The sequence below is a fragment of the Mariniflexile aquimaris genome, assembly GCF_042676825.1.
GTDB classification, from domain to species: domain Bacteria; phylum Bacteroidota; class Bacteroidia; order Flavobacteriales; family Flavobacteriaceae; genus Mariniflexile; species Mariniflexile aquimaris.
In genome coordinates, this window is record NZ_JBHTIB010000015.1 from 147,315 (window position 1) to 171,975 (window position 24,661).

Consider the following 24,661-nt stretch of genomic DNA (forward strand, 5'->3'; position numbering starts at 1 on the left):
AAAGATAGGTGTTATTATATTAATTTCATGTCTTTTAAAATAGCTTCTGCTTTAGCGTCTAGTAGAGCTTCGGTTTGTTTTAATTCGGCTGCAGAATTTAGTTTGGTATTAACACTCACATAGAATTTTATTTTTGGCTCCGTTCCACTAGGTCTTAAAGCTACTTGACTGCCATCTTCTAAATAGTATATGATAACGTTCGATTTCGGAATATCAATTTTAGTTTCTTTTCCGGTTTGTATGTTTTTTGAAATTGATAAATCGTAATCTTCAATTTTTAAAACTTTTGAACCATTCACTACTTTAAGTGGATTTTCGCGAGCATCAATCATCATTTGCGTAATTTCTTGAGCACCTTCAATACCTTTTTTAGTAAGCGACACTAATTTTTCTTTATAAAAACCATGTTCAACATATAGTTTTACAAGTTCTTCATAAAATGAACTTCCGTTGCCTTTAGCAAGTGCAGCAATTTCGCAAGCTAGTAAGGTTGAGGTGACGGCATCTTTATCGCGAACAAAATCGCCCACCATAAATCCGAAACTTTCTTCGCCACCACCAATAAAATCTAAATCTTTAAAATCTTTAATAAGTTTCGCAATCCATTTAAATCCGGTAAGTACAATTTTGCTTTCAACACCGTAAGAATCTGCCAGTTTATTGAGCATTGGCGTAGATACGATGGTTGATGCTATGAATTCTTTTCCTTTAATTTTTCCAGCCGCTTTCCATTGTTTTAACAAGAAATCGGTCATCATTAACATGGTTTGATTTCCGTTAAGTAGTTGTAATTCGTTGTCTGAATTTCTAACGGCCACACCTAAACGGTCGCAATCTGGATCGGTTCCAATAACAATATCGGCATTAACTTTTTCGGCCAATTCTAAAGCCATTTTTAAGGCCGCTGGTTCTTCTGGGTTTGGAGATGCTACCGTTGGGAAATTACCATCGGGTACTTCTTGTTCTTTTACAATATGAACGTTTTTAAATCCGGCACGTTTTAGCGTTTCAGGAACTGCTGTTATTGAGGTTCCGTGTAACGAGGTAAATACTATAGTTAAATTGTCTTTAGCTTCTTTTGAAGTATTAAAACTGGCATTTTTAACCGATTGGGTTATAAAAGCTTCATCAACTTCTTTCCCAATATATTCAATTAAAGCGTTGTTTGGTTCGAACTTTATATCAGAATATTTTAAATTATCAATAACGTTGATGATTTCGCCGTCTTGTGGTGGTACTAATTGGCCACCATCTTGCCAATACACTTTATAGCCATTATATTCTGGCGGATTGTGAGATGCGGTTAATACAATACCACAATGACAATTTAAATGTTTTACAGCAAAAGATAATTCTGGCGTAGGGCGTAAATCTTCAAATAAATAAACTTGAATGCCATTAGCTGAAAATACATCGGCCACCACTTTTGCAAGGGATTTACTATTATTTCTACAATCGTAAGCTATTACGGCTTTTGGAGTTTCGTTAGGAAATGATTTATGCAAATAATTACTTAATCCTTGAGTACTTTTTCCTAAAGTATATTTATTTATACGGTTAGTACCCACTCCCATAATACCGCGCATACCTCCTGTGCCAAATTCTAAGTCCTTATAAAAACTTTCTTGAATGTCTTTAGGATTGTGCGCAATGCTGTTTTTTATAATTTCTTGCGTTTCTTCGTCAAAAGTTGGGGTTAACCAGGTGTTGATTCGGTCTAAAATTTTTGGCTCGATGTGTATCATAATGTGTAAAAAATATATGGTTCAAAAGTAATTAAAAATGAAAGAAAAATTTTGAAAAAGTTACTAATTTGAATTGAAATATTGTGGTTTAAAATCGATTTTTTTATTGAAAATATACATTTTAATTGAATATGGATTTTGCGTTAGGGGTTGAAGCGGCATCCTTTTGGTTTTTTTAAACCAAAAGATATAGCGGAAAACCCGACCTGTATCCTGAACTTTTTTCAGGATATAGGTAACGCCCTTAAAATTATTCTAAATTTAATTCGTTTTTAACAGAATAACGTTTTTTGTCTTGTTTTGTTCGTAATATAATTTCGCCTAAAAAGCCGGCCACAAAAAATTGTGTGCCAATAATCATGGTTGAAAGTGATAAATAAAACTGTGGACGTTCTGTTATTAGGCGGCCGGTGGGGTTTAAAAATAATTTATCGATACCTAAGTAAACTGCAAAAGCGAACCCGATAGCGAACATAATAAACCCTAATGCACCAAATAAGTGCATGGGGCGTTTGCCAAAATGTGATAGAAACCAAATGGTTATAAGGTCTAAAAACCCATGAACAAACCGGTTCATGCCAAATTTAGTAACGCCATATTTTCTGGCTTGATGTTGCACGACTTTTTCGGTAATTTTCGAAAAACCAGCGTTTTTTGCTAAAACTGGAATATACCGATGCATTTCGCCGTTAACATCAATATTTTTTACAACTTCTAAGCTGTATGCTTTTAGTCCGCAATTAAAATCGTTTAATTTAACGCCCGATGTTTTTCTAGCAGCCCAATTAAATAATTTTGAAGGTAAATTTTTAGAAATAACCGAGTCGTAGCGTTTCTTTTTCCATCCAGATACTAAATCGTATCCTTCTGTGATAATCATATTATATAGCTCGGGAATTTCGTCTGGGCTATCCTGTAAATCGGCATCCATGGTTATTATGACATCGCCAGAAGCTTTTTCAAAACCTGCATGAAGCGCTTGCGATTTTCCAAAATTCTTTAAAAATCGAATGCCTTTTACGCTTTTGTTTTTTGCAGATAATTCTGAAATAATTTTCCAGGAATCATCGGTACTGCCATCATCAATAAAAATGATTTCGTATGAAAATTGATTGGATTGCATAACTTTTGCAATCCAATCATGTAATTCTGTTAAAGAGTCTTGTTCGTTAAGTAGTGGTATGACTACTGATATGTTCATTTAAAAGCTTTCAAAAAGTTATGCTTCAAAAATACAGAATTTATTCGGTGTCGGGCTTACTTTTTTTCATGGCAGCGGCAACTATTAAGCCGATAACACTAAAAAACACGGCATAACCGGCTAAGCCTTTTAGAATATTGCCAATAGACCATTGGTTTTGGGCTTCAATTCCTTCGACAGCTTCTGCAATTGCTTCGCTCGGAGCATTAAAATTCTCCATCATTTGAACCGTTTTTTCAATGGTTTTTTCTTTTAATAAGTCTGCCGCATCCGTATCAATAAAATTAAATAATAGGTAAGAAACAAATGTGCTTATTACTAAGCCAATAATAATAGTAATAAAATAAGCAGAAAAAGCTTCCTTAAAACTGGCAAAACCTTCTTGAGCTTGTTTTAATTTTGCAACCGAAATTATTCCTACCACTATAACGGCAATTAAAATAAAAATGCCATACCACATATTGGTTAATAATTCTAAATTTACAGCGTATGAAATAACTGTAAGAAGTGCCAATAAAAGGCCTAAATAAAGTCCGTAATTAGTTGCGATTGATTTTAAAGATTTTTCCATTTTAATATAATAATTGTGTTAGTTACAAAGTTAGTATTCAAAGATACTAAATCGTTACATTTTACTTATAAATAAAAATTATAAAAAAGTATTGTAAAATTGTAAAAAATGCTTATTTTTGCACTTCGAAAATTGAAAAGAATAAAAAAAGCTTTAGGCAATACATTATATACAATGTTGTAATTGCTTGAAGAAAAAGAATAAAATATTTAAGATGAAAAAAGATATACATCCAGCAAATTACAGAATTGTAGCATTTAAAGATATGTCTAATGAAGATGTGTTTTTAACTAAATCGACTGCAGCTACTAGTGAAACTTTAGAAGTAGATGGTGTTGAATATCCACTTGTAAAAATGGAGATTTCTAGAACATCACATCCATATTATACTGGTAAATCTAAATTAGTTGATACTGCTGGTCGTATTGATAAATTTAAAACCAAATACGCTAAGTTTAGTAAATAAACCTAGTATTACTTTTATAGAAAGCCTTCATATTTATATCGAAGGCTTTTTTATTTTGTGCAATTATCCTACTTTTGGTATGATTAACACTAAAGTTATAATTTGAGTAAACAACTTATAACTTATAACTTACAACTTATAACTTTTGTATGAACTACATTCTATTTGATGGTCCATCACGTAATAATCTTTTGCCATTTACTTTCACAAGACCTGTTGCCGATATAAGAGTTGGTATTTTAACCATTCGCGAAAAATGGGAAATGTATTTAGATTCTACTACAACCACAGTTACTGAAGATTATTTGTCTGATAAGTACCCTATGGTTGAAATGGATGAGAACATTATGATAAATGCCTCCTATTTACCAAATTTAGAATTGGTGGAAATGGTTAAAAATTTACAAGAAAATCAGGCTATTTTTAAGGATGAAGACGTAATCGCATTTTTTATAAAAGATACACAAGAACCTGTAAATTTCGATACTTATGAAGCTATTGAATTTAATGAAGAAGTAATAAAAATTGAACATACTTGGGATATTTTCTCTAAAAATGGGGAAGCCATTCAAGAAGATTTTAATGCTATCACAAATGGAAGAGCTTCTAAACCAATTCCGTCTAGCAATAATGTTATTGCTGCTGAGAATATTTTTATTGAAGAAGGTGCCATTGTAGAATTTGCAACGCTGAATGCCAGTGGTGGACCGATTTATATTGGAAAGAATTCTGAAATTATGGAAGGATCTCTCGTGCGTGGTCCTTTGGCGTTATGCGAATCGGCAGCATTAAAATTAGGAACCAAAATTTACGGACCTACAACAGTTGGGCCATATAGTAAAGTGGGTGGAGAGGTAAATAATTCTGTTATTTTCGGGTTTTCAAATAAAGGGCATGATGGCTTTTTAGGAAATTCTGTTTTAGGTGAATGGTGTAACTTAGGCGCAGATACGAATGTTTCCAATTTAAAAAATAATTATGCTGAAGTTAGACTATGGGATTACGAAACCGAAGGTTTTGCAAAAACAGGTTTGCAGTTTTGCGGACTCATGATGGGCGATCATAGCAAATGCGGTATTAATACTATGTTTAATACAGGAACGGTTGTAGGCGTAAGTGCCAATATTTTTGGGAGTGGTTATCCAAGAAATTTTATACCTAGCTTTAGTTGGGGTGGAAGTAATGGTTTTACAACTTATTTAACAAAAAAAGCGTTTGAAGTTGCCGAAGTGGTAATGTCGAGACGAAACATTGCCTTTTCCGATGAAGATAAAGCCATATTAGAGCATGTTTTCGAAGAAACTAAAAAATACCGCAGGCAGTAATTCGTCGTGTAAATACGCGTAGTATATTCATTATCAATATATTTTAAAAACAAATTGTTATATTTGATTACAACAAATTGTTTTTTTTATGTCTAAGTCTCTCGTGTATTTATCATTTCTGATTTGTTTTTTTGGGTTTTCACAAACCGAAAAATATACGGTAAGGAATCTGGAGATGAATACAGAATATCCGCATTTTGGCTTGATGTTGATTAATAATTCTAAAATTCTTTACACATCGTATTTGTTAGATAAAAGAGATCGGTTAAAACGGTTTCAGGGAAACCCAATATTAACAATTTTTGAAGCTGAAATTATTGATGGTGGTATTATTCAAAATTTGAAACATATTGAAATCGACCCCGACGAAAAAATAACTTATATTACTTCTGCAACCTTATCACCAAGCGGAAACCAACTGTATGTTACCACCATTTTAAATGAAAATGATATTAGTGAAGATAATTTTCAGTTAAAAGTAGGGGAGTTTAAAAGCGATGTGGGTTGGACAAACTTTAAAACCTTATCGTTTTGTAATCCTAAATATTCTTATGCCCATCCTGCTATTAGTAAAGATGGCAAAACCTTGTATTTTATATCGAATATTAGAGGTGGAAAAGAAACAACAAAAGGAGGTTCTGATATATTTAAGGTCGATATTTTGGGTAATAACACATTTAGTGAACCAAAAAATTTAGGAAGCAAAGTGAATTCTTATAGTCGAGAAATGTTTCCGTACATAGCAGACGATAATACCTTGTATTTTGCTTCAAACAGGCCGAATGGATTTGGAGGATTCGACATTTACAGAAGTAAAATTAATAAAGAAGGTACTTTTGAAAAAGCCGAAAAAATGCCCGAACCTATTAATAGCAATAAAGATGATTTTTGTTTGGTAATCGATTCAGTAAATAAAACGGGATTCTTTTCTTCAAAAAGAGATGAGGGTAAGGGCGATGATGATATTTATTATTTTACCAGTAATTAGTGTTTTTTTACTTTTTTTAACTCCAATAAATTAATCGGATTAATACCTAAACCACTCACGTTTTTTCGTGTAAAACGTATAACTTCATCATAAAACATCACTACAACAGGCGCTTTTTGCATTATTAAACTATCCATTTTGGTGTAAAGTTGTTCCCGTTTTTTTGTGTCGGTTATTGTGAAGGCTTCCTCGTAAAGCAGGTCAAATTGTTTATCCTTGAAATGGGCATAATTAGGGCCGTTAGGAGCGAAATTCTTGCTATAAAAAAGCGATAAATAATTTTCGGCATCAGGGTAATCGGCAACCCAACTTGCTCTAAACATGTCCAGTTTACCATTAGCTTTGGCATCTTTTAAAGTTGCAGCCGGAATCACATCAATAGTTACTGATAGTCCGATTTTTTGTAGTTCACGTTGAATATATTCGCAAAAACTCAGGTAATTACCGGTGGTTGTAATAGCAATTTTTGGATTTTTATTTCCTGTTTCTTTTTTGAATTGGGAAATTAATTGTTTCGCTTTTTCTGGTTGATATGTAAAACCTATAGAATCTTTATATCCGGGTAATCCTTTTGGAATAAAGCCTCCGTGTGCTGGAATTCCAACGCCATTTCGCAGATAAATCATCATTTTTTTTCTGTCAAAGCCATAATTTACAGCTTTTCTTATGAGTTCAGATTGAATTTCAGACACATTAGAATCCAGATAAAATGCGAGATATTCGGTGTTTAAATACGCACCACGAATCATATTCACATCGTTCTCATATAAAGTTCTCAGTTTCCCATCGGCGGTTAATATTTCATCTTTATAAGAGGCGTCTAAGCCAGAAACAAAATCAATATTTCCCTGTGCAAATTGTAAAAATTCACTTTGTTTATCGGGTAAAAACGTAACCGAAACGGCTTCTAAATAAGGTAATGCATTGCCTTTGTCGTCTTTTTCAAAATAAGCTTCATTTTTTCTAAATACCAATTTGATGTTTTCTTCCCAGCGTTTAAACTTAAAAGGACCAGTGCCTATGGGGTGCGAACGAAATTCGCTTCCGTAATGTTCAACAATTTCTTTTGGTACAACAGAGCAGTATTTCATAGTTAACAACCCTAAAAAAGCTGGGAACGGTTGTTTTAATGTAATTTGAAATACGGTGTCGTTTATCGCTTTAAATTTTTCAACTTTACCTAAAACCCAACTACCAGGAGATGCAATTTGTTTATCTAACAATCGGTTTAAACTATATTCAAAGTCGTACGCAGTTACCGTTCTAGTAGAATCTTTTCCAAATAAAACGTCTTTATGGAAGTAGACATCGTTTCGTATTACAAATGAGTAATTAAGAGCGTCTTCAGAAATGTCCCAGCGTTTAGCAATACAAGGATAAACGTTTAAATTTTCATCCATTTGTACCAAGCCATTGAACAACTGGTTTGTTGCCCATATATCTGCTATATCTTTAGAGAATGCAGGATCCAGAGATCCAATATTTTTATGCTCGTTGTATCTAAAAACAGCGGCAGAATTAATTTTTTCTTTTTTCTTGTTGCAAGAAAAAGTAAATGTTAGAATGATGAGAAGAATGAAATATTTAAAACTATTTCTATGTGTTATTACGTGCATTTAGATCGCTTAATAAGTTTCAAAAATAAAGTTTTTATTTTCTAATTGGTATAATTTATTTTGCTTAAAGTATAAAAATGTGACTTTTTAAAAAGTACTGTGTCATAAGAGTAATAAGATTTTTTGCAACACAATCAATTTTATTTCCCAAATCTATTAAAATCATAACTGGTTTTGGTTTTTACAGTAAAAGAGTGTTTCTATTAGAAACGCTCTTTTTTTATTATCTTTGCACTCTTTTAAATATAAAAATGAATTCTCGTAAAAAAGTAGCGTTTTATACATTAGGTTGTAAACTGAATTTTTCTGAAACTTCAACAATAGCAAGAAGTTTTACAGATGAAGGGTTTGATCGTGTAGATTTTTCTGAAACGGCCGATATTTATGTTATAAACACCTGTTCGGTAACTGAAAATGCAGACAAGCGTTTCAAAAGCATTGTAAAACAAGCACAAAAATCGAATCCTAAGGCGTTTTTGGCCGCTGTTGGATGTTATGCACAATTAAAACCACAAGAATTAGCTGATGTAGAAGGAGTTGATTTGGTTTTAGGCGCTACCGAAAAATTTAAAATTACCGATTATTTAAACGATCTTTCTAAAAATGATTTTGGTGAAGTGCACTCTTGCGAAATCGAAGAGGCCGATTTTTATGTGGGTAGTTATTCTATTGGCGATAGAACCCGTGCGTTTTTAAAAGTACAGGATGGATGCGATTACAAATGTACTTACTGCACCATTCCGTTAGCACGAGGTATTTCGCGAAGCGACACCATGGAAAATGTCTTAAGCAATGCTAGAGAAATTTCGGCTCAAAATATAAAAGAAATTGTATTAACAGGAGTGAATATTGGGGATTATGGTAAAGGAGAATTCGGGAATAAAAAACATGAACATACCTTTTTAGATTTAGTAACCGAATTAGACAAGGTAGAAGGTATAGAACGTTTACGAATTTCTTCCATTGAGCCCAACTTATTGAAAAACGAAACAATTGATGTGGTTTCAAAATCAAGAGCTTTTGTGCCACATTTTCATATACCATTACAATCTGGAAGTAACGAAATTCTAAAACTTATGAAACGTCGTTACATGCGTGAATTGTATGTAGACCGAGTTTCAAAAATAAAAGAAGTGATGCCTCATGCCTGCATTGGTGTTGATGTTATAGTTGGATTTCCAGATGAAACGGATGAACATTTTCTGGAAACCTATAACTTTTTAAACGAATTAGACATTTCGTATTTACATGTGTTTAGTTATTCTGAGCGTGATAATACAGAAGCGGTCGGTATGGATGGGGTAATACCTATGAATGTGAGAAACAAGCGCAGTAAAATGTTACGTGGTTTATCGGTTAAAAAACGTCGTGCGTTTTACGAAAGTCAATTAGGAACAACACGTACGGTGTTATTTGAAAGTGAAAATAAAGAAGGATATATAAATGGATTTACTGAAAATTATGTAAAGGTTAAAACACCGTGGAATCCAGAATTAGTAAACACGTTACACGAAGTTGAATTAACTAAAATTGATGGTGATGGCTTGGTAAGGATTGAGTTTATAAAGCAACTTGCTGTTTAGGCATAAAAAAATCCGAAGCTAATAACTTCGGATTTTTTTTATAATAATTCTTTGTCACTATCAGATTCTTAATCCAACAGGAAGCATGCGCTTGTATTTTCGGTTACTTCTAACAAATTTTGCAATTTCCGGACTTGTTGGTACAATACTTAAATTACGCTCTTCAATTTGCGCGAAAACAGCCGATAGAAACTCTTTGCTAAATCCTTCAGCATTTATTTCATCAGGAATAACAAGTTTTGTTAAAAAAATCTTTCGTTCTTGTAATGAGTATTCTATTTTAGCTAAGTGGTCGTCAATTTTAAGTTCATACTGACGTAAAAAATCATTGTCTATTAATTCTGCAGCATCAATCATGGTGAGTGTTTTTTTAATTCTTAGGATTCTTTAAAATAGTGAGCACTATCAAATAATTTAGATTCACAAATTTACGTAAAATAATTGTCACTAAAAAGTAAAAAATTGGTTAATCCCTTATAAAATAAACCTTTAGAATATTAAGGTTAAATTACGCTAATGATAAATAATAATTTAGAAACTGTTTAGAAATGAAGGATAACTTAATACATGTTTATTTCATGCCAGGAATGGCTGCCAGTTCTAAAATATTCGAATATATAAGATTACCCGAAAGTCAGTTCCAAATTCATTATTTAGAATGGATTTTACCGCTTAAAGACGAGGCACTCGATGCCTATGCGTTACGAATGACTACGTTTATAAATCATGATAATGTGGTATTGATTGGGGTTTCGTTTGGAGGTGTTTTGGTGCAAGAAATGAGTAAACATATTAAGGTGAGAAAAATTATAATTGTATCGAGTGTAAAATCCATGAACGAATTACCGAAAAAAATGTTATTCGCTAGAACAACATTGGCATATAAATTGGTGCCTATGCAATGGGTAAGTCACATAGAACAATTATCTAAATACGCGTTTGGCAGCACCATAAAAAAGCGCTTAGAGCTTTACAAGAAGTATCTATCTGTAAATGATAGTATTTATTTAAGTTGGGCCCTAAAACAAATGGTATGTTGGAGTCAGGAAGTTTATCCTCAAAATATGGTTCATATACATGGTAATAAAGATGTGGTATTTCCAATAAAAAACATTACTAATTGCAGAATGATTAAAGGAGGAACGCACATTATGATTATTACCAAGTATAAGTGGTTTAACGAAAATTTACCAAGGATTATTTTAGAAAACTAAACAAAATATTTACCTTTAAATAAAACTTATTAAAAATGAAGATTATACAGAAATTATTGGCGTTGGTGGGGTTATTAAGTTTGTGTGCCTTATTTATTTATGCGCTTCAAGATGCGCCTACCGATGAGAATTTTGAAAAGAAGCTTATAAACGATTACAACGTTTACGCACTTCAGGTGCCAAGTTATTTAGATTTTGCGGGCGAACCCATGCCGCTTAAGAGTCCAGATATATTGGAACGGATGGATAAGGAATTATTGGTTAATACGTATTGGCAATCAAATGGTTTGCTAATGTTTAAGCGTGCCAAAAAATATTTCCCGATTATAGAACCCATTTTAGCGAAGCATGGTATTCCTGAAGATTTTAAATATTTAGCTGTAATAGAAAGTGGTTTAACCAATGCAGTCTCTCCAGCGGGAGCGCGTGGCATTTGGCAAATTATGCCGGCTACAGGTAGAGAAAATGGATTAGAAGTAAATGACAATGTAGATGAACGTTATCATTTAGAGAAATCTACAGAGGTGGCGTGCAAATATTTATTAAAATCGAAAGAAGAATTAGGCTCCTGGACCTTGGCAGCAGCAGCTTACAACGCTGGAAATGCTGGAATTTCGAGATATTTAAGAGAACAAAATGTAAAAAATTATTACGATTTGTTATTGGGTGAAGAAACAGGTAGATATATTTTTAGAATAGTGGCGTTAAAAGAAATTTTAACGAATCCTGCTAAGTACGGTTTTAACTTTAGAGAGAAGGACTTGTATAACAATGTTCCAACTTATAAAGTGGAAGTTAAAACTGAAATCCATGATTTTACAAAGTTTGCCGAAGAATATGGTATCAATTATAAAATATTAAAAATCCATAACCCTTGGTTAAGGGAACCAAAACTTAATAATAGATCAGGAAAGAGTTATACCATAGAAATTCCCGAAAAAGGCTATTACGTAACACAATAACATATTTCTTTTTATAAATAAAAAAGCCCTGTTAACAATTTTGTTAAACAGGGCTTTTTTAAATTTTATTAAGTGAGCTTATCCTCTTCTTTTTTGAGCTCTTAAAGAACCTCCAGCACCAAAATGTTGATTAGGCATTTGAGAGCGTTTCATGTTTTCCTTCATCATTTTTATTTGATCGGTAAGCATTCCTTGTTTATCCAATTTTTGTGCTTCTTGAAGAAGTTTTTCAGCCTCAATTTTTCTTCGTTTAGAAAAAGCGATGCCAGATAAATTTAATTTGGCCATAGCTAAATCATGATCCATAGATAATCCTAAGGTTACGGCTTTTTTAAAATATTTTTCAGCTTCATTCATATTCGTTTGCGAAACCATTAAACCGTGCAGATAGTTATAATACCCTTGTTGCTTTCTAACCAAGGCAGATTCTGGGTTTCTAATTTTATCTAACCATTTTTTAGCTCCTTCAAAATCTTGTTTACGTAACCTTAAAAAGGCCAATAAAATAAATTCGTTTTTAAAGTAAAGAAATATAAATATTAAAGATAATAGTATAAACATGATACCATTACCAATATTGCCTTCAGTGAACTGATAAATGGCAAAAGCGATGATGCCCGCAGCTATAATTAGTTTAATGATTTTATTGTACATTTTTAATTATTTGAATGTTGAATAACACCAATATTGATGTTTAGTCCTAAATAGACTGCAAAGAAACTAAATTTTTATTAAATTAAAGGAAAAGATATTTAACAAAAAGGAGGCGAATATTCCAATTTTATGAAGGGTTTACCCTGTAAATTGGTTGAAAAAAAATTATTAAAATATTTTTAAAATAACATTTGTCAAAGTAAAAACTCTTTGTATATTTGCGCTCAGTTTTGGGGAAACCAAAAAATAAATAAAAAAAGTACAATTCAGATTTTAAAGATATAAGATAATGAGTAAAAGAACATTTCAGCCATCAAAAAGAAAGAGAAGAAACAAACACGGTTTTAGAGAAAGAATGGCTTCTGCTAATGGAAGAAAAGTACTTGCTCGTAGAAGAGCTAAAGGAAGAAAAAAATTGTCTGTATCATCTGAAGCAAGACATAAAAAATAATGATTAACAATTGTTGATATAAAAAAGGTGTTACTTAAGTGTAACACCTTTTTTTATATCTACGAATTACTACTTTTGTAACTAATTATAAAACACTATTTAAACAGTAAAAATGCCGAAAAATCCAAAACTTAAATCCATTCTAATTATTGGTTCAGGGCCTATTGTAATAGGGCAAGCGTGCGAATTTGATTACTCAGGAACACAAGCTTTACGATCATTACGAGAAGATGGAATTGAAACAATTTTAATTAATTCGAACCCAGCAACTATCATGACCGACCCTTCTATGGCAGATCATGTTTACTTGTTGCCACTTAACACAAAGTCTATAATTAAAATTCTTAAAGAACATCCGCAAATTGATGCCGTTTTACCAACTATGGGAGGACAAACCGCATTAAATTTATGTATTGAAGCAGACGAAAAAGGAATTTGGAAAGATTTTAATGTAGATATTATTGGTGTAGATATCGCTGCCATAAATATTACTGAAGATAGAGAGCAGTTTAGAGAGCTGATGCTTAAAATAGGAATTCCTATGGCGCCTCAAGCTACAGCAACTTCCTATTTAAAAGGGAAAGAAATCGCCCAAGAGTTTGGTTTTCCGTTAGTTATTAGAGCATCGTTTACCTTAGGGGGTGCGGGTGCTTCATTTGTTCATAGTGAAGAGCAATTTGATGAATTACTAACACGTGGTTTAGAGATTTCTCCTATCCATGAAGTAATGATTGATAAAGCATTATTGGGATGGAAGGAATATGAACTTGAATTACTTCGTGATTCTAATGATAATGTGGTAATTATCTGTTCTATAGAAAATATGGACCCTATGGGAATCCATACTGGAGATTCTATTACGGTTGCACCAGCAATGACTTTAAGTGACAAAACTTACCAAAAAATGCGTGATATGGCAATACATATGATGCGTAGTATTGGTGATTTTGCTGGAGGTTGTAACGTACAATTCGCCGTAAGTCCAGACGAAAACGAAGATATAATTGCGATAGAAATCAATCCGCGTGTATCAAGATCTTCGGCCTTAGCAAGTAAAGCAACGGGTTACCCTATTGCTAAAATTGCTGCAAAACTAGCACTTGGTTATCATTTAGATGAATTACAAAATCAAATTACAAAATCAACGTCGGCTTTATTTGAACCTACTCTTGATTACGTAATTGTTAAAATACCACGTTGGAATTTCGATAAATTTGAAGGCTCCGATAGAACTTTAGGCATTCAAATGAAATCGGTAGGTGAGGTAATGGGAATTGGTCGTTCGTTTCAAGAAGCACTTCATAAAGCTACGCAATCTCTTGAAATTAAGCGAAATGGGCTAGGTGCAGATGGTAAAGAAAATAAAAATTACGATCAAATTATTGAAAAACTTACTTACGCTTCTTGGGATCGTGTGTTTATCATTTATGATGCCATCGCGATGGGAATTCCGTTAAGTAGAATTCATGAAATCACGAAAATTGATATGTGGTTTTTAAAGCAATATGAAGAATTGTTTTTACTACAAAAAGAAATTTCCACTTACACTATTGATACGATCCAAAAGGATTTATTACTAGAAGCGAAACAAAAAGGATATGGCGACAGACAAATAGCGCACATGCTTAAATGTTTGGAAAGTCAGGTGTATAATAAACGAGAAGAATTTGGCGTGAATCGTGTGTACAAGTTAGTTGATACTTGTGCTGCCGAATTTAAAGCAAAAACACCATATTATTATTCAACTTTTGAAAGTGATATGGAAACTGCAGACGGAAAACGTTATGCAGACAATGAAAGTGTTGTATCAGATAAAAGAAAAATTATAGTTCTTGGTTCGGGTCCAAACCGAATTGGACAAGGTATTGAGTTTGATTACTGCTGTGTTCACGGTGTTTTAGCAGCTGCAGAATGTGGTTACGAAACCATCATGATTAACTGTAATCCAGAAACGGTTTCTACCGATTTCGACACTGCGGACAAATTATATTTCGAACCAGTGTTCTGGGAACATATTTACGACATCATTAAGCATGAAAAACCAGAAGGTGTTATTGTTCAATTAGGTGGGCAAACCGCTTTAAAACTAGCCGAAAAATTAACCAAATGGGGCGTTAAAATTATAGGAACTAGTTTTGAATCTTTAGATTTAGCTGAAGATAGAGGGCATTTCTCTAACTTATTGAAAGAGAATAATATTCCTTACCCACAATTTGATATTGCAACAACGGCCGATGAAGCTTCTGCCATTGCTGATGTACTTGATTTCCCAATTCTTGTTAGACCTTCTTATGTATTAGGAGGACAAGGGATGAAGATTGTAATTAACAAACCAGACCTTGAAAAGCATGTGGTAGATTTATTAAGCCAGATGCCAGGGAATCAATTGCTACTAGACCATTATTTAGAAGGAGCCATAGAAGCTGAAGCTGATGCGATTTGCGACGGGGAAGATGTGTATATCATTGGAATTATGGAACATATCGAACCATGTGGAATCCATTCTGGTGATAGTAATGCTATGTTACCACCATTTAATTTAGGTGATTTGGTAATGCAACAAATTAAAGATCATACTAAGAAAATTGCTTTAGCTTTAAAAACAGTAGGCTTGATAAATATCCAGTTTGCTATAAAGGATGATATTGTTTACATAATAGAAGCTAACCCGAGAGCTTCGCGAACCGTACCATTTATCGCAAAAGCCTATGGTGAACCTTATGTAAACTATGCAACTAAAGTTATGTTGGGTGAGAAAAAAGTGAAAGACTTTAAATTCAACCCACAATTAAAAGGATACGCAATTAAACAACCTGTGTTCTCATTTAATAAGTTCCATAACGTGAATAAGAAATTGGGACCAGAAATGAAAAGTACTGGAGAAAGTATCTTATTTATAGATAGTTTAAAGGACGATGAGTTCTACGAGTTATACTCAAGACGAAAAATGTACCTTAATAAGTAAAAAAAATGGCCGCAAATAGCGGCCTTTTTTTATGCTTTGTTTTTAGATAGTATCTGGTAACGCCATTTTAACATTTTGCCCTTTTAAGGAGTCTATATACAATTCCATTTTAAATTCAGATTTACGGAAAGCCGTTGTTCTATTTTTAGCTTGTTCTTGTCTTGCGATACTTCTTGCAAATCTTCGAACTTTGTCTGGAGTGTCTAAAATAATACCTGGTACGCGAACATTTTTTCCGTTTTCATCTTTAGCAACCATGGTAAAATACGATGAATTACAATGTTTTTTCTCTCCTGTTTGAATGTTTTCAGATTCGATTCGCACACCAATTACCATAGAAGTTTTTCCGGTATAATTAATAGATGCCTTAAGTGTTACAAGTTCACCAACCTCAATGGGGTTTAAAAAATCGACCTTGTTTACCGAAGCGGTAACACAGTAATTTCTTGAATGTTTCGAGGCACAGGCGAACGCAATTTGGTCCATCATACTCAATATAAAGCCTCCATGAATTTTTCCGCTAAAATTAGAATTAGACGGCAACATTAATTGTGAAATCGTAATTTGAGATTCTTCGGTAGTTTTAAACATAATGCATAATTAGTGTTGTACTTCAACTTTTGTTATAAAATATTTGGTGTCTCCCAACCAAAATAAATTTTTGTATCGTTCAAAATAATGGAGTTTTACCATTTTACCTTGAAACTCATTTAAGTCTTTAATAACCTGTTTTTCTTGGTCTTCAACTGAAAAAACAAAGGTTTGCGCTTCAGATATTCCCTGACTTATTTCTCCTTCCCAGGTTTTTATCAGTACGCCTTTACGGCTAAATTTTACCAGTTCTCCGGCTCGAACGCCTTCGCTGTAATGTGCAAAATAGAAAAAACAAAAGACTCCTATAAAAATTAGTGCTGTAATTAAACTTATTTTAATTAATAGTTTCATAATTTATTAAATTTCATCTGAATCGTCGTCTGCGCGTTTTAATATAGCTTCCGGAAGGGCTTTTTTTGCTTTAGCTCCCATTTTTTTAAGTCTTTCTACGCTCGAAATTAAATTCCCTTTACCTTCAACTAATTTATTCATGGCTGCCGAATAATCGCTTTTGGCAGCGTCAATTTTTTTGCCAACACCTGTGAGATCAGATACTAAGCCTTCAAATTTGTCATATAGTGCTCCGGCTTGTCGTGCAATTTCAATGGCGTTTTGTTGTTGTTTTTCATTCGTCCACATACTATCAATGGTTCGCAAAGTTGCTAAAAGTGTGGATGGTGTAACAATAACAATATTTTTTTCGAAAGCTTTGTTGTAAATGCTATTATCATCGTTTACTACCACGGCAAAAGCGGGTTCGATAGGGATAAACATGAGTACAAAGTCTGGTGATTCTATATCGTATAAATCTTGATAATTTTTTTCTGAAAGCTGATCAACATGTTTTTTAACCGAGTTAACATGTGCTTTTAAATATTTTGCTTTATCGTCGTCATCGGCATTCACTAAACGTTCATAATCTGTTAACGACACTTTTGAATCTATCACCATTTTTTTACCATCGGGAAGATGCAAGACAACATCGGGCAACACACGCGAACCATTCTCTAAAGTGAAACTTTGTTGTACAAAATATTCTCTGTCTTTTTCTAAACCAGATTTTTCTAATACGCGTTCTAAAACCAATTCACCCCAATTTCCTTGCATTTTGCTATCGCCTTTTAAAGCACGAGTAAGGTTGGTAGCTTCTTTGGTCATTTGTTGGTTAAGATCTTTTAACCCCAATAATTGCTCTTTCAAAGCTGAATGCATGCTAATGCTTTCCTTTTGGGTTAAATCTACTTTTTCTTCGAAGGTTTTTATTTTTTCTTGAAGCGGATTTAAAATATTTTTGATATTTTCTTTATTCTGAAGCGTGAATTTTTCTGATTTCTCATCTAAAATTCTGGTAGCCAATAATTCGAAATCTTTCCGTAGTTGTTCTTGACGTTCTTCCAGTTCTTTGTCACGTTTTAAATTTAGCTGCTGAAGATTTTCGTATTCGGTATTTTTTCTGGTTAATTCGGAATTCAAAAATTCCTTTTCGCGACGAATATCTTCACGTTCTTTTTCAATCTTATCGACATTTTGTTTTAATTCATCAATGGTGAATTGCATTTGATTTTGACGTTCCTCTAGGGTGCTTTGTTGACTTTTGCTTTTTAGTTTGGTAATGGTCATGCCAATGTAGGCGCCAATGCTTCCAGAGACTAAAATGGCGAAAATAAGGATTAGATTGTCGTTCATTAAAAACAGAATTTACCCAAAGATAAATTTTTTAGATGTACGAGCGCAAGCGGAAGCTAGAAGTTTTTTTAATTTTAAAAATTTTATTTGTTATTTATTTTTTCACCCTAAAACTTCCTGTTTTCTCATCAAATGCTATTAAATCTTTTGGAAATAACGATTCAAATGTGCCGTTTTTAATGAGATTACACGGTGTGTCGTAAACAACTTTTTCTTTCGACATGACTATTAAAGAGTCGCAGAGTTGAATGGCTAAATCTATTTCGTGAGAAGAGAACAAAATGGTTTTGTTAGTTTCTATAGCTAATTTTTGAAGCAATTTTAGAATATATGCTTTATGATACATATCGAGATGCGTGGTTGGCTCGTCTAGAATAATAAGATCGGTATCTTGTGCTAAGGCTCTTGCAATCATTACTTTTTGTAATTGACCATCACTTAATTCGTAACACCTTTTGTTTTTTAATGCTTCAATATTGGTTTGCGCTAAAGCCTTATTAATGGTGGTGATGTCATTTTTAGATAAATTTCCAACCCAGTTAGTATAGGGTTGTCTGCCCAAAGCCACCAATTCAAAAACCGATAAGTTTTTAGACATCATCTGCTCGGTTAAAACCAAACTCAAAACTTTGGCTAGGTCTAACGCTGGATATTTTTTTATAGGCTTGTTGTTAATGTAAATAGCTCCTCCTAAAGCGGGTTGCACATTGGTAATGGTTCTTAAAAGTGTCGATTTTCCTATACCATTTCCTCCAACTAAACCAACTAATTCGCCTCTGTGTAGTTCAATATTAATATTGGAAGCTACAATAGTTTGCTCTTTTTTTGATTTATATCCGATTGATAAATCTTCGGTTTTTAATATGATATGTTGGTTTTTTTCGTCCACTAATTTCTTAACTTTTATCTAACAATCTAACAATCTAACAATCTAACAATCTAACAATCTAACAATCTAACAATCTAACAATCTAACAATCTAACATGTCTAATCTAAAACACCATTTTACGTTTTCTTACTAATAACCAAATAACTACTGGTGCACCTACTAACGAGGTTATCGCATTAATTGGTAAGGTATAGTCGCTATTAGGAACTTGTGCTATACTATCGCAAATAAGCATGACTATAGAACCAAAAAGAAATACAGCCGGTAATAATATTTTATGATTGGAAGTATTAAAAACTTGTCGTGTTAAATGCGGTATAGCTAAACCAATAAAGGCAATAGGGCCAGCGAATGCGGTAATGGTGCCAGCTAATAAACTTGTAGCTATAATTATTGCAAGGCGACTTCTGTTAATATTTAAGCCCAAGCTTTTAGCATAATTTTCTCCTAATAGTAATGTGTTTAACGATTTAACCGATGCCAAACTAATTACAATACCAAAGCTGTAAATTATAAAAAATATAAATAATTCTTCCCAAGATAAATTCCCTAAGCTGCCAAAACCCCAAAAAATGTATTCTTGTAATTGTTGTGCAGAGCCAAAATACGACAGTACACTAACAATGGCTGCGGTAATACTGGCAAACATAAGACCGATAATAAGAATAGCCATAGTATCTCTAACTTTTATAGACACCATTAAAACAGCTAGCAGGACCAGAAAACTTCCTGCGCTTGCAGCTATTACGATACTCCATTTTGATATTAAAAAAGTTGCAAACACACCCCCAAAAACTGAAGAACCCAGAATAATAAGCGCCACACCTAAACTAGCCCCCGAACTAATACCTAATACGAAAGGTCCTGCTAATGGGTTTCTAAATAAGGTTTGCATTAAAAGGCCAGAAATACCCAAACCAGAGCCGACTAAAATAGCGGTAAAGGCTTTTGGTAATCTGTAATTTTGAATAATATGTTGCCAGGTTTCATGTTCACCAGCGCTCCCAATTAAAGAATAAAACACGTCTTTTAAAGGAATATAAACCGAACCTAAACTTATGTTCGTAAAAAAACAGAGTATTAATACTGCAGACAGTATTAAAAATGAAAGATTATATGAGGTTGAATTAGGCACTTAATCTAATCGTTTAAAAAAGTAAAGATCATGATTTTTTAATAGTTCTGGATGACAAATTTTAATAAGATCTTTTAAAACTAAATCGGGTCTAGAAGTTCCCATTTCAAAATACAGAATGCCTCCTGTTTTTCCTGTGGTGTTTATTGAAGAATAAATCGTGTTATTTTGATATGCCTTAAACATAGTATGTTGTAAACTACTGTTTTTTAGGGCTTCTTTACTTGGGTAGTTTGACGGACTTAACCAAATATCGGCATCTTTAGCTTTTATATAAACCGATTCGAAATTTAGCGATAAGCTACCGGTACCTTCAGAATCGCTCCATAAATAATTAGTATTGGCATCTTTTAATAATTGAGCCTCTGTACTCGTGCCATTAGGTAAAAACCAGACATCGTTATGCATGGCGCCGCTTAATATTGTTGGACGGTTTTTAATTTTTTTAGCAAGTGTTTTAGCTTCCAGATAGTTTTTTTCAATGCTATTAAAAACAGAATCGGCTTCTTTTTCTTTATTAAATAAAGCACCAAAAAATTTAATCCATTCTGCTTTAGCGAGTGGCGAATGTTCCACCCAGTCTCCGTTATAAATTACAGGAATAGCAGATTTTTTAATAGTTTCAAACGTTTTATTGTTGCCATCAATACCAAAAGCAATTACAACATCGGGCTTAATTTCCAGCAATACTTCGGTATTAATTCCTTCATTTTTTCCTAATTCTCGAACAAAATGTTTATCTATTCTTGCTCTTGTTTTTTCTAAAGAAATGTAATCTGTTCCTGGAAAACCCACTAATGTTTGTTCTTCATTTAACAGCTCTAGAGCGGGTATGTGCGTGGTAGAGGTAACCACAATTTTTTTGATTGGAATTTCGATGATACCATCAAAATTGGTTTGTTCATTACTCCAAAATTCGGCATCATAATTTTTTTTCAAAAGCGCAAAGCGATAAATTTTATCGGCTTTTGGCCAAGGATTTTTTATTTCTAAAAGCTTATAGGTTTTATAGTCTGTGATAGAGAATCCATTAGCATATTTTAATGATAGCTGAGTGCCTTTTTCGCTAGGATTTGTTGGTTTTTTTGATTCGTTTTTACAACTAAAAAGAATTGTTATTGTAAAAAAAAGCAGGAGTTTTATTTTCATTAATATAAGATGACAATTGTCATTTTTAGATGATTTAATGCATGTTACTTTTGCGCAAAATATTAACAATGCGCGACGGGTCAAATTTAACAATATATATAGTAGCCGGCGTAATAATTGCACATTTTTTAATTGGATTTATTTATTTGATTTATAAAATAACTAAGAAAAAGTGAGTTTTTAGTTGCAGTTATCAAGTTAATATTTACATTTACATCGAATTTTGGTTCGGCAATCAATTGCTTAAAAAGTTTAAGAAATTGAGTCGATTAAAAGGGAATCAAGTGAAAAGATTGGCGTTGAAGATTAAAGAATTTTGAGTAAAAATTCTGAAATCTAAAATAGAAACGTTATTCTTCATTCTTGAGCTGTACCCGCAACTGTAAGCTAGAAAGCTTCATGTTAAACTTCAATGTCACTGAAGATTTATTCTTTGGGAAGACCAACATGAGGACGCAAGTCAGGAGACCTACCATTTTCATCATCTAATACGACTTTCGGGAAAAAGGTCTCAAGATTTATGAAGAAACTAATTTTATTTTTACTATTTACAAGTACTTGGTTGCATGGTTTTTCGCAATTTATAACAGATTCTATTCAAGTATTAGATGAGGTTGTTTTAAGCGATAGTAAGTTAATCAAATATGCTTCAGGAGTGAAGCAGACTGTTTTAAATGATTCCGTTTTAAAACAAAATTCAAAATCCTTAACAACGTTGTTAGCTTTTAACAGCAATTTGTATTTTAAAGAAAACGGCTATGGTATGGTGTCTTCGCCATCGTTTCGAGGTACAAATGCTTCACAAACTGCTGTTATTTGGAATGGTATTAATATCAATTCTCAACTTAATGGTCAAACAGATTTTAATACCATAAGCTCCAGTAATTTCAATTCTATTTCCATTCGAAGCGGTGGCGGCAGTGTGCAATATGGTAGTGGCGCCATTGGTGGCAGTATTCATTTAAATAACAAATTGGCTTTTAATACACATTTTGAAAATACTGTTGAGGCATCTTATGGCAGTTTTAATACCAAGCAAACCGGGTTTAACTCATCTTTCGGAACCAATTTGTATTCGGTTAATTTCGGGTTGTTTTACGTAGATTCTGAAAATGATTATAAGTTTTTAGGAACCAATAAAGTGAATGAAAATGGTGCCTTCGAAAACTTAAATATGAATGTAAATCTTGGGTATTTTATTTCTAAGAAGGATGTTTTGAAACTATACAGTCAGAGTTACATTGGCGAAAGAGAATTTTCTGGAACCTTGGTAGCTCCAGCGAGAAGTAAATACGAAGATGAAAACTACCGAAATATGCTAGAGTGGGTTCGCATTTCTGGCAGATTTAATTCTAGTTTAAAAGTGGGACATCTTCAAGAGCAATTTAAATATTTCGAAAATAAAAACACCGATAATTATAGCTTCGGAAAAGTAAATACCTTCTTGTTAAACCATAGTTTGAATGTGGAATTATCTGAAACACTTCAATTTAAAACTATTATAGATTTTAATAATTATGAAGGCTCGGGGAGTAGTTTTGGCGACCCAAAAAGAACCGCCTTTTCAACAACCGCCTTATTAAATCATAAACCAACCGAAAAATTGAATTATGGTATAAACCTTAGAAAAGATTTTACATCGGGGTTCGAAAGTCCGTTTGTGTTTTCTTTAGATGCTGCGTATCAGGTAACCGACGTATATAAAATTCAAATTAATGGTTCGAAAAATTACCGCGTGCCAACCTTTAATGATTTGTATTGGAACCCTGGAGGAAATTTAGATTTGGTACCAGAATCGTCCTATCAAGTAGATTTTGGTCAGCAATTTAATTATAAACACTTCAATTTTAAACTAAATGGTTATTATATACATACCGAAGATTTAATTCAATGGCAACCAAACAGTAGCGGGTTTTGGACACCTGTAAATGTTTCAGAATCCCAAAGTTATGGCGCTGAACTGGAGTTGGAATCCTATTATAAAATAAAAGCGCATCAGCTTCATCTTAATGCGCATTATTCGTACACAGTTTCAGAAAATTTAGAAACCAAAAAGCAACTTATTTATGTGCCATTTCATAAAGGAAATGTGAATTTAGCTTACGGTTATAAAAAATTCAACATGTATTATCAACATTTGTTTAATGGTGAAGTATCCATTATAGGTAGTACACTTACAGGTTATAATGTTGGCAATGTTGGCCTGGGATACAGCTTAAATGAAAAAGGCCAAGTTAATTATGAAATTAATTTTAAAGTAAACAATCTATACAATACCTATTACGAAAACGTGGCATTACGACCCATGCCAAATAGAAATTATCAAATACAAACAATTATTAAATTTTAAATTATGAAAATGAACAAACTTACTTTACTAGCCTTATTTATAGGTCTTATTTTTACATCTTGTACCAGCGATGATCCGCCTATAGATGAAATAAAAGGAGAATATGACAATGGCATAATAATTTTGAATGAAGGAAACTTTTACCAAGGTAATGCTTCGGTTTCTTTTGTGTCTAACGATTATGCAACTGTTGAAAATTCTGTTTTTTATAATGTAAACTCAAGATTATTAGGTGATACAGCTCAAAGTATTGCTTTTACTGATGAATTAGCTTATATAGTGGTTAACGTATCTCAAAAAATTGAAGTGGTAGACCGTTATTCGTTTACATCAACTGCAACTATTGATACTGGTTTAACAAACCCACGATACATGGCCTTTGCTAATGGAAAAGGTTATGTTACCGATTGGGGCGATGGTGGTAGCGCAACCGATGATGTTGTTGCTGTTATTAATTTATCAACTAATACCGTAGAAAGTTCTATTTCTGTTGGCGTTGGGCCAGAGCAGATAGTAGCTAAAGATGGTAAGTTGTACGTGTCTCATAAAGGTGGATGGTCTACAAATAATATTGTTTCGGTTATAGATACAGCAACAAATGCAGTTCAAACCATAACAGTTAATGATGTTCCAGATGAAATGCTTTTCAATCAAGCAGGAGAATTGGTAGTTTTATGTGAAGGTGCTACTCAGTATGATGCTAATTGGAATGCTACCGGACATACAGATGGAAGTATAGTTAGAATTAATGTTGCTAATAATTCAATTGTTTCAACTTTAGTTTTTAATAATGGTATTTACCCAAGTTTAATGGGTTATAGCGATGGGAAATTATATTATCAAGCAGGTGGTAAAATTTATTCTATGACTGATTCTGCAACAAGTATACCAACAGAAAGTATCATTAGCGATTCGTTTTATGGATTGGCCGTTAATGATAATATGTTATACGGTACAAAAACAGATTTCACAGCAGGTACTGGCGACCTCCTTATTTACGATTTATCTTCAAAATCGTTGACTACTACTAAATCATTAAAAGTAGGAGCTGCTAAAATTTACTTCAATTAAGATTTCTTTCTTTAAACTTACTTAAAACCATATGGTGTTTTTTGA

The 24,661-nt window shown here is 33.0% G+C and carries 22 protein-coding genes and 1 riboswitch; of the genes, 10 read left to right on the forward strand and 12 right to left on the reverse strand.

The genetic code is table 11. The annotated features are described in order from the left end of the window. Window positions 1–14 precede the first annotated feature (14 nt). From ACFQ0I_RS14630 to ACFQ0I_RS14640, 3 genes are all read right to left on the reverse strand, one after another. Window positions 15–1,745: a phospho-sugar mutase gene (locus ACFQ0I_RS14630; RefSeq protein WP_379943518.1), complete on the reverse strand. Its 1,731-nt coding sequence runs from the start codon at window positions 1,743–1,745 to the stop codon at window positions 15–17. Between the two features lie 250 nt (window positions 1,746–1,995). Beyond that, a complete protein-coding gene (locus tag ACFQ0I_RS14635) occupies window positions 1,996–2,946 on the reverse strand; it encodes a glycosyltransferase family 2 protein (protein ID WP_379943519.1) in 951 nt (316 codons plus the stop codon). Window positions 2,947–2,986: 40 nt separating this feature from the next. Further along, window positions 2,987–3,517: a DUF4199 domain-containing protein gene (locus ACFQ0I_RS14640; protein ID WP_379943521.1), complete on the reverse strand. Its 531-nt coding sequence runs from the start codon at window positions 3,515–3,517 to the stop codon at window positions 2,987–2,989. Window positions 3,518–3,731: 214 nt separating this feature from the next. On the opposite strand from ACFQ0I_RS14640, the gene ACFQ0I_RS14645 reads away from it, so the two are divergent. The 3 genes from ACFQ0I_RS14645 to ACFQ0I_RS14655 all read left to right on the forward strand — a co-directional run bounded on the left by ACFQ0I_RS14645 (window position 3,732) and on the right by ACFQ0I_RS14655 (window position 6,296). Further along, the gene (locus ACFQ0I_RS14645) at window positions 3,732–3,983 is read left to right on the forward strand and encodes a type B 50S ribosomal protein L31 (RefSeq protein WP_379943522.1); all 252 of its coding nucleotides are present in this window, start codon (window positions 3,732–3,734) and stop codon (window positions 3,981–3,983) included. A 149-nt stretch (window positions 3,984–4,132) separates the two neighbouring features. After that, window positions 4,133–5,308, forward strand: coding sequence for a GlmU family protein (locus ACFQ0I_RS14650; RefSeq protein ID WP_379943524.1), 1,176 nt, complete (start codon window positions 4,133–4,135; stop codon window positions 5,306–5,308). 88 nt (window positions 5,309–5,396) lie between these two features. Further along, on the forward strand, window positions 5,397–6,296 hold the full coding sequence (locus ACFQ0I_RS14655) for a TolB family protein (protein ID WP_379943526.1): 900 nt from the start codon (window positions 5,397–5,399) through the stop codon (window positions 6,294–6,296). Here ACFQ0I_RS14655 and ACFQ0I_RS14660 read toward each other — a convergent pair. Continuing rightward, window positions 6,293–7,912, reverse strand: a complete 1,620-nt coding sequence (locus ACFQ0I_RS14660) for an ABC transporter substrate-binding protein (protein WP_379943527.1) — start codon at window positions 7,910–7,912, stop codon at window positions 6,293–6,295. The two genes, ACFQ0I_RS14655 and ACFQ0I_RS14660, sit on opposite strands and share 4 nt — an antisense overlap. 251 nt (window positions 7,913–8,163) lie before the next feature. Here ACFQ0I_RS14660 and mtaB point away from each other — a divergent pair, with 251 nt between their 5' ends. After that, window positions 8,164–9,495 carry a tRNA (N(6)-L-threonylcarbamoyladenosine(37)-C(2))-methylthiotransferase MtaB gene (gene mtaB, locus ACFQ0I_RS14665; protein ID WP_379943528.1) on the forward strand — a complete coding sequence of 444 codons (1,332 nt, stop codon included), beginning with the start codon at window positions 8,164–8,166 and terminating at the stop codon, window positions 9,493–9,495. A 60-nt stretch (window positions 9,496–9,555) separates the two neighbouring features. On the opposite strand, the gene ACFQ0I_RS14670 is transcribed toward mtaB, so the two are convergent. After that, the gene (locus ACFQ0I_RS14670) at window positions 9,556–9,852 is read right to left on the reverse strand and encodes an N-acetyltransferase (protein ID WP_379943529.1); all 297 of its coding nucleotides are present in this window, start codon (window positions 9,850–9,852) and stop codon (window positions 9,556–9,558) included. A gap of 191 nt (window positions 9,853–10,043) precedes the next feature. On the opposite strand from ACFQ0I_RS14670, the gene ACFQ0I_RS14675 reads away from it, so the two are divergent. Beyond that, the gene (locus ACFQ0I_RS14675; protein WP_379943531.1) at window positions 10,044–10,709 is read left to right on the forward strand and encodes an alpha/beta fold hydrolase; all 666 of its coding nucleotides are present in this window, start codon (window positions 10,044–10,046) and stop codon (window positions 10,707–10,709) included. Window positions 10,710–10,744: 35 nt separating this feature from the next. Next, window positions 10,745–11,671, forward strand: coding sequence for a lytic transglycosylase domain-containing protein (locus ACFQ0I_RS14680; protein WP_379943533.1), 927 nt, complete (start codon window positions 10,745–10,747; stop codon window positions 11,669–11,671). A gap of 78 nt (window positions 11,672–11,749) precedes the next feature. Here ACFQ0I_RS14680 and ACFQ0I_RS14685 read toward each other — a convergent pair whose 3' ends face one another. Continuing rightward, complete coding sequence (locus tag ACFQ0I_RS14685) at window positions 11,750–12,325, reverse strand: DUF2892 domain-containing protein (RefSeq protein WP_379943535.1); 576 nt, start codon at window positions 12,323–12,325, stop codon at window positions 11,750–11,752. 289 nt (window positions 12,326–12,614) lie between these two features. On the opposite strand from ACFQ0I_RS14685, the gene rpmH reads away from it, so the two are divergent. Further along, window positions 12,615–12,776, forward strand: a complete 162-nt coding sequence (gene rpmH / locus ACFQ0I_RS14690) for a 50S ribosomal protein L34 (RefSeq protein WP_076700048.1) — start codon at window positions 12,615–12,617, stop codon at window positions 12,774–12,776. A 112-nt stretch (window positions 12,777–12,888) separates the two neighbouring features. Continuing rightward, on the forward strand, window positions 12,889–15,741 hold the full coding sequence (gene carB, locus ACFQ0I_RS14695; protein WP_379943537.1) for a carbamoyl-phosphate synthase large subunit: 2,853 nt from the start codon (window positions 12,889–12,891) through the stop codon (window positions 15,739–15,741). A gap of 42 nt (window positions 15,742–15,783) precedes the next feature. On the opposite strand, the gene ACFQ0I_RS14700 is transcribed toward carB, so the two are convergent. From ACFQ0I_RS14700 to ACFQ0I_RS14725, 6 genes are all read right to left on the reverse strand, one after another. Continuing rightward, window positions 15,784–16,332 carry an acyl-CoA thioesterase gene (locus ACFQ0I_RS14700; RefSeq protein WP_379943539.1) on the reverse strand — a complete coding sequence of 183 codons (549 nt, stop codon included), beginning with the start codon at window positions 16,330–16,332 and terminating at the stop codon, window positions 15,784–15,786. A 9-nt stretch (window positions 16,333–16,341) separates the two neighbouring features. Further along, window positions 16,342–16,686, reverse strand: a complete 345-nt coding sequence (locus tag ACFQ0I_RS14705) for a 6-phosphogluconate dehydrogenase (protein WP_379943541.1) — start codon at window positions 16,684–16,686, stop codon at window positions 16,342–16,344. A gap of 6 nt (window positions 16,687–16,692) precedes the next feature. Beyond that, window positions 16,693–18,021 carry a DNA recombination protein RmuC gene (gene rmuC, locus ACFQ0I_RS14710; RefSeq protein ID WP_379943543.1) on the reverse strand — a complete coding sequence of 443 codons (1,329 nt, stop codon included), beginning with the start codon at window positions 18,019–18,021 and terminating at the stop codon, window positions 16,693–16,695. Between the two features lie 94 nt (window positions 18,022–18,115). Beyond that, window positions 18,116–18,910, reverse strand: a complete 795-nt coding sequence (locus ACFQ0I_RS14715) for an ABC transporter ATP-binding protein (RefSeq protein ID WP_379943545.1) — start codon at window positions 18,908–18,910, stop codon at window positions 18,116–18,118. 104 nt (window positions 18,911–19,014) lie between these two features. Further along, window positions 19,015–20,046, reverse strand: a complete 1,032-nt coding sequence (locus ACFQ0I_RS14720) for a FecCD family ABC transporter permease (RefSeq protein WP_379943547.1) — start codon at window positions 20,044–20,046, stop codon at window positions 19,015–19,017. Beyond that, complete coding sequence (locus ACFQ0I_RS14725; protein ID WP_379943549.1) at window positions 20,047–21,195, reverse strand: ABC transporter substrate-binding protein; 1,149 nt, start codon at window positions 21,193–21,195, stop codon at window positions 20,047–20,049. Between the two features lie 207 nt (window positions 21,196–21,402). Further along, window positions 21,403–21,686, forward strand: a riboswitch (cobalamin riboswitch). A gap of 29 nt (window positions 21,687–21,715) precedes the next feature. On the opposite strand from ACFQ0I_RS14725, the gene ACFQ0I_RS14730 reads away from it, so the two are divergent. Next, window positions 21,716–23,545, forward strand: a complete 1,830-nt coding sequence (locus tag ACFQ0I_RS14730) for a TonB-dependent receptor plug domain-containing protein (RefSeq protein WP_379943550.1) — start codon at window positions 21,716–21,718, stop codon at window positions 23,543–23,545. A gap of 9 nt (window positions 23,546–23,554) precedes the next feature. Then, entirely contained in the window at window positions 23,555–24,616 is a 1,062-nt protein-coding gene (locus ACFQ0I_RS14735; RefSeq protein ID WP_379943552.1) for a YncE family protein, read from the forward strand. Window positions 24,617–24,661: the final 45 nt, after the last annotated feature.

What these genes read in the sequence shown, in the direction of transcription:
- ACFQ0I_RS14650 (WP_379943524.1), top strand. Translation starts at nt 4,133, where the DNA reads ATGAACTACATTCTATTTGATGGTCCATCACGTAATAATCTTTTGCCA.
- ACFQ0I_RS14725 (WP_379943549.1), bottom strand. Translation starts at nt 21,195, where the DNA reads ATGAAAATAAAACTCCTGCTTTTTTTTACAATAACAATTCTTTTTAGT.
- ACFQ0I_RS14685 (WP_379943535.1), bottom strand. Translation starts at nt 12,325, where the DNA reads ATGTACAATAAAATCATTAAACTAATTATAGCTGCGGGCATCATCGCT.
- mtaB (WP_379943528.1), top strand. Translation starts at nt 8,164, where the DNA reads ATGAATTCTCGTAAAAAAGTAGCGTTTTATACATTAGGTTGTAAACTG.
- ACFQ0I_RS14645 (WP_379943522.1), top strand. Translation starts at nt 3,732, where the DNA reads ATGAAAAAAGATATACATCCAGCAAATTACAGAATTGTAGCATTTAAA.
- ACFQ0I_RS14735 (WP_379943552.1), top strand. Translation starts at nt 23,555, where the DNA reads ATGAACAAACTTACTTTACTAGCCTTATTTATAGGTCTTATTTTTACA.
- ACFQ0I_RS14660 (WP_379943527.1), bottom strand. Translation starts at nt 7,912, where the DNA reads ATGCACGTAATAACACATAGAAATAGTTTTAAATATTTCATTCTTCTC.
- ACFQ0I_RS14670 (WP_379943529.1), bottom strand. Translation starts at nt 9,852, where the DNA reads ATGATTGATGCTGCAGAATTAATAGACAATGATTTTTTACGTCAGTAT.
- ACFQ0I_RS14700 (WP_379943539.1), bottom strand. Translation starts at nt 16,332, where the DNA reads ATGTTTAAAACTACCGAAGAATCTCAAATTACGATTTCACAATTAATG.
- ACFQ0I_RS14630 (WP_379943518.1), bottom strand. Translation starts at nt 1,745, where the DNA reads ATGATACACATCGAGCCAAAAATTTTAGACCGAATCAACACCTGGTTA.
- ACFQ0I_RS14730 (WP_379943550.1), top strand. Translation starts at nt 21,716, where the DNA reads ATGAAGAAACTAATTTTATTTTTACTATTTACAAGTACTTGGTTGCAT.
- rmuC (WP_379943543.1), bottom strand. Translation starts at nt 18,021, where the DNA reads ATGAACGACAATCTAATCCTTATTTTCGCCATTTTAGTCTCTGGAAGC.
- ACFQ0I_RS14640 (WP_379943521.1), bottom strand. Translation starts at nt 3,517, where the DNA reads ATGGAAAAATCTTTAAAATCAATCGCAACTAATTACGGACTTTATTTA.
- ACFQ0I_RS14705 (WP_379943541.1), bottom strand. Translation starts at nt 16,686, where the DNA reads ATGAAACTATTAATTAAAATAAGTTTAATTACAGCACTAATTTTTATA.
- ACFQ0I_RS14675 (WP_379943531.1), top strand. Translation starts at nt 10,044, where the DNA reads ATGAAGGATAACTTAATACATGTTTATTTCATGCCAGGAATGGCTGCC.
- rpmH (WP_076700048.1), top strand. Translation starts at nt 12,615, where the DNA reads ATGAGTAAAAGAACATTTCAGCCATCAAAAAGAAAGAGAAGAAACAAA.
- carB (WP_379943537.1), top strand. Translation starts at nt 12,889, where the DNA reads ATGCCGAAAAATCCAAAACTTAAATCCATTCTAATTATTGGTTCAGGG.
- ACFQ0I_RS14680 (WP_379943533.1), top strand. Translation starts at nt 10,745, where the DNA reads ATGAAGATTATACAGAAATTATTGGCGTTGGTGGGGTTATTAAGTTTG.
- ACFQ0I_RS14635 (WP_379943519.1), bottom strand. Translation starts at nt 2,946, where the DNA reads ATGAACATATCAGTAGTCATACCACTACTTAACGAACAAGACTCTTTA.
- ACFQ0I_RS14655 (WP_379943526.1), top strand. Translation starts at nt 5,397, where the DNA reads ATGTCTAAGTCTCTCGTGTATTTATCATTTCTGATTTGTTTTTTTGGG.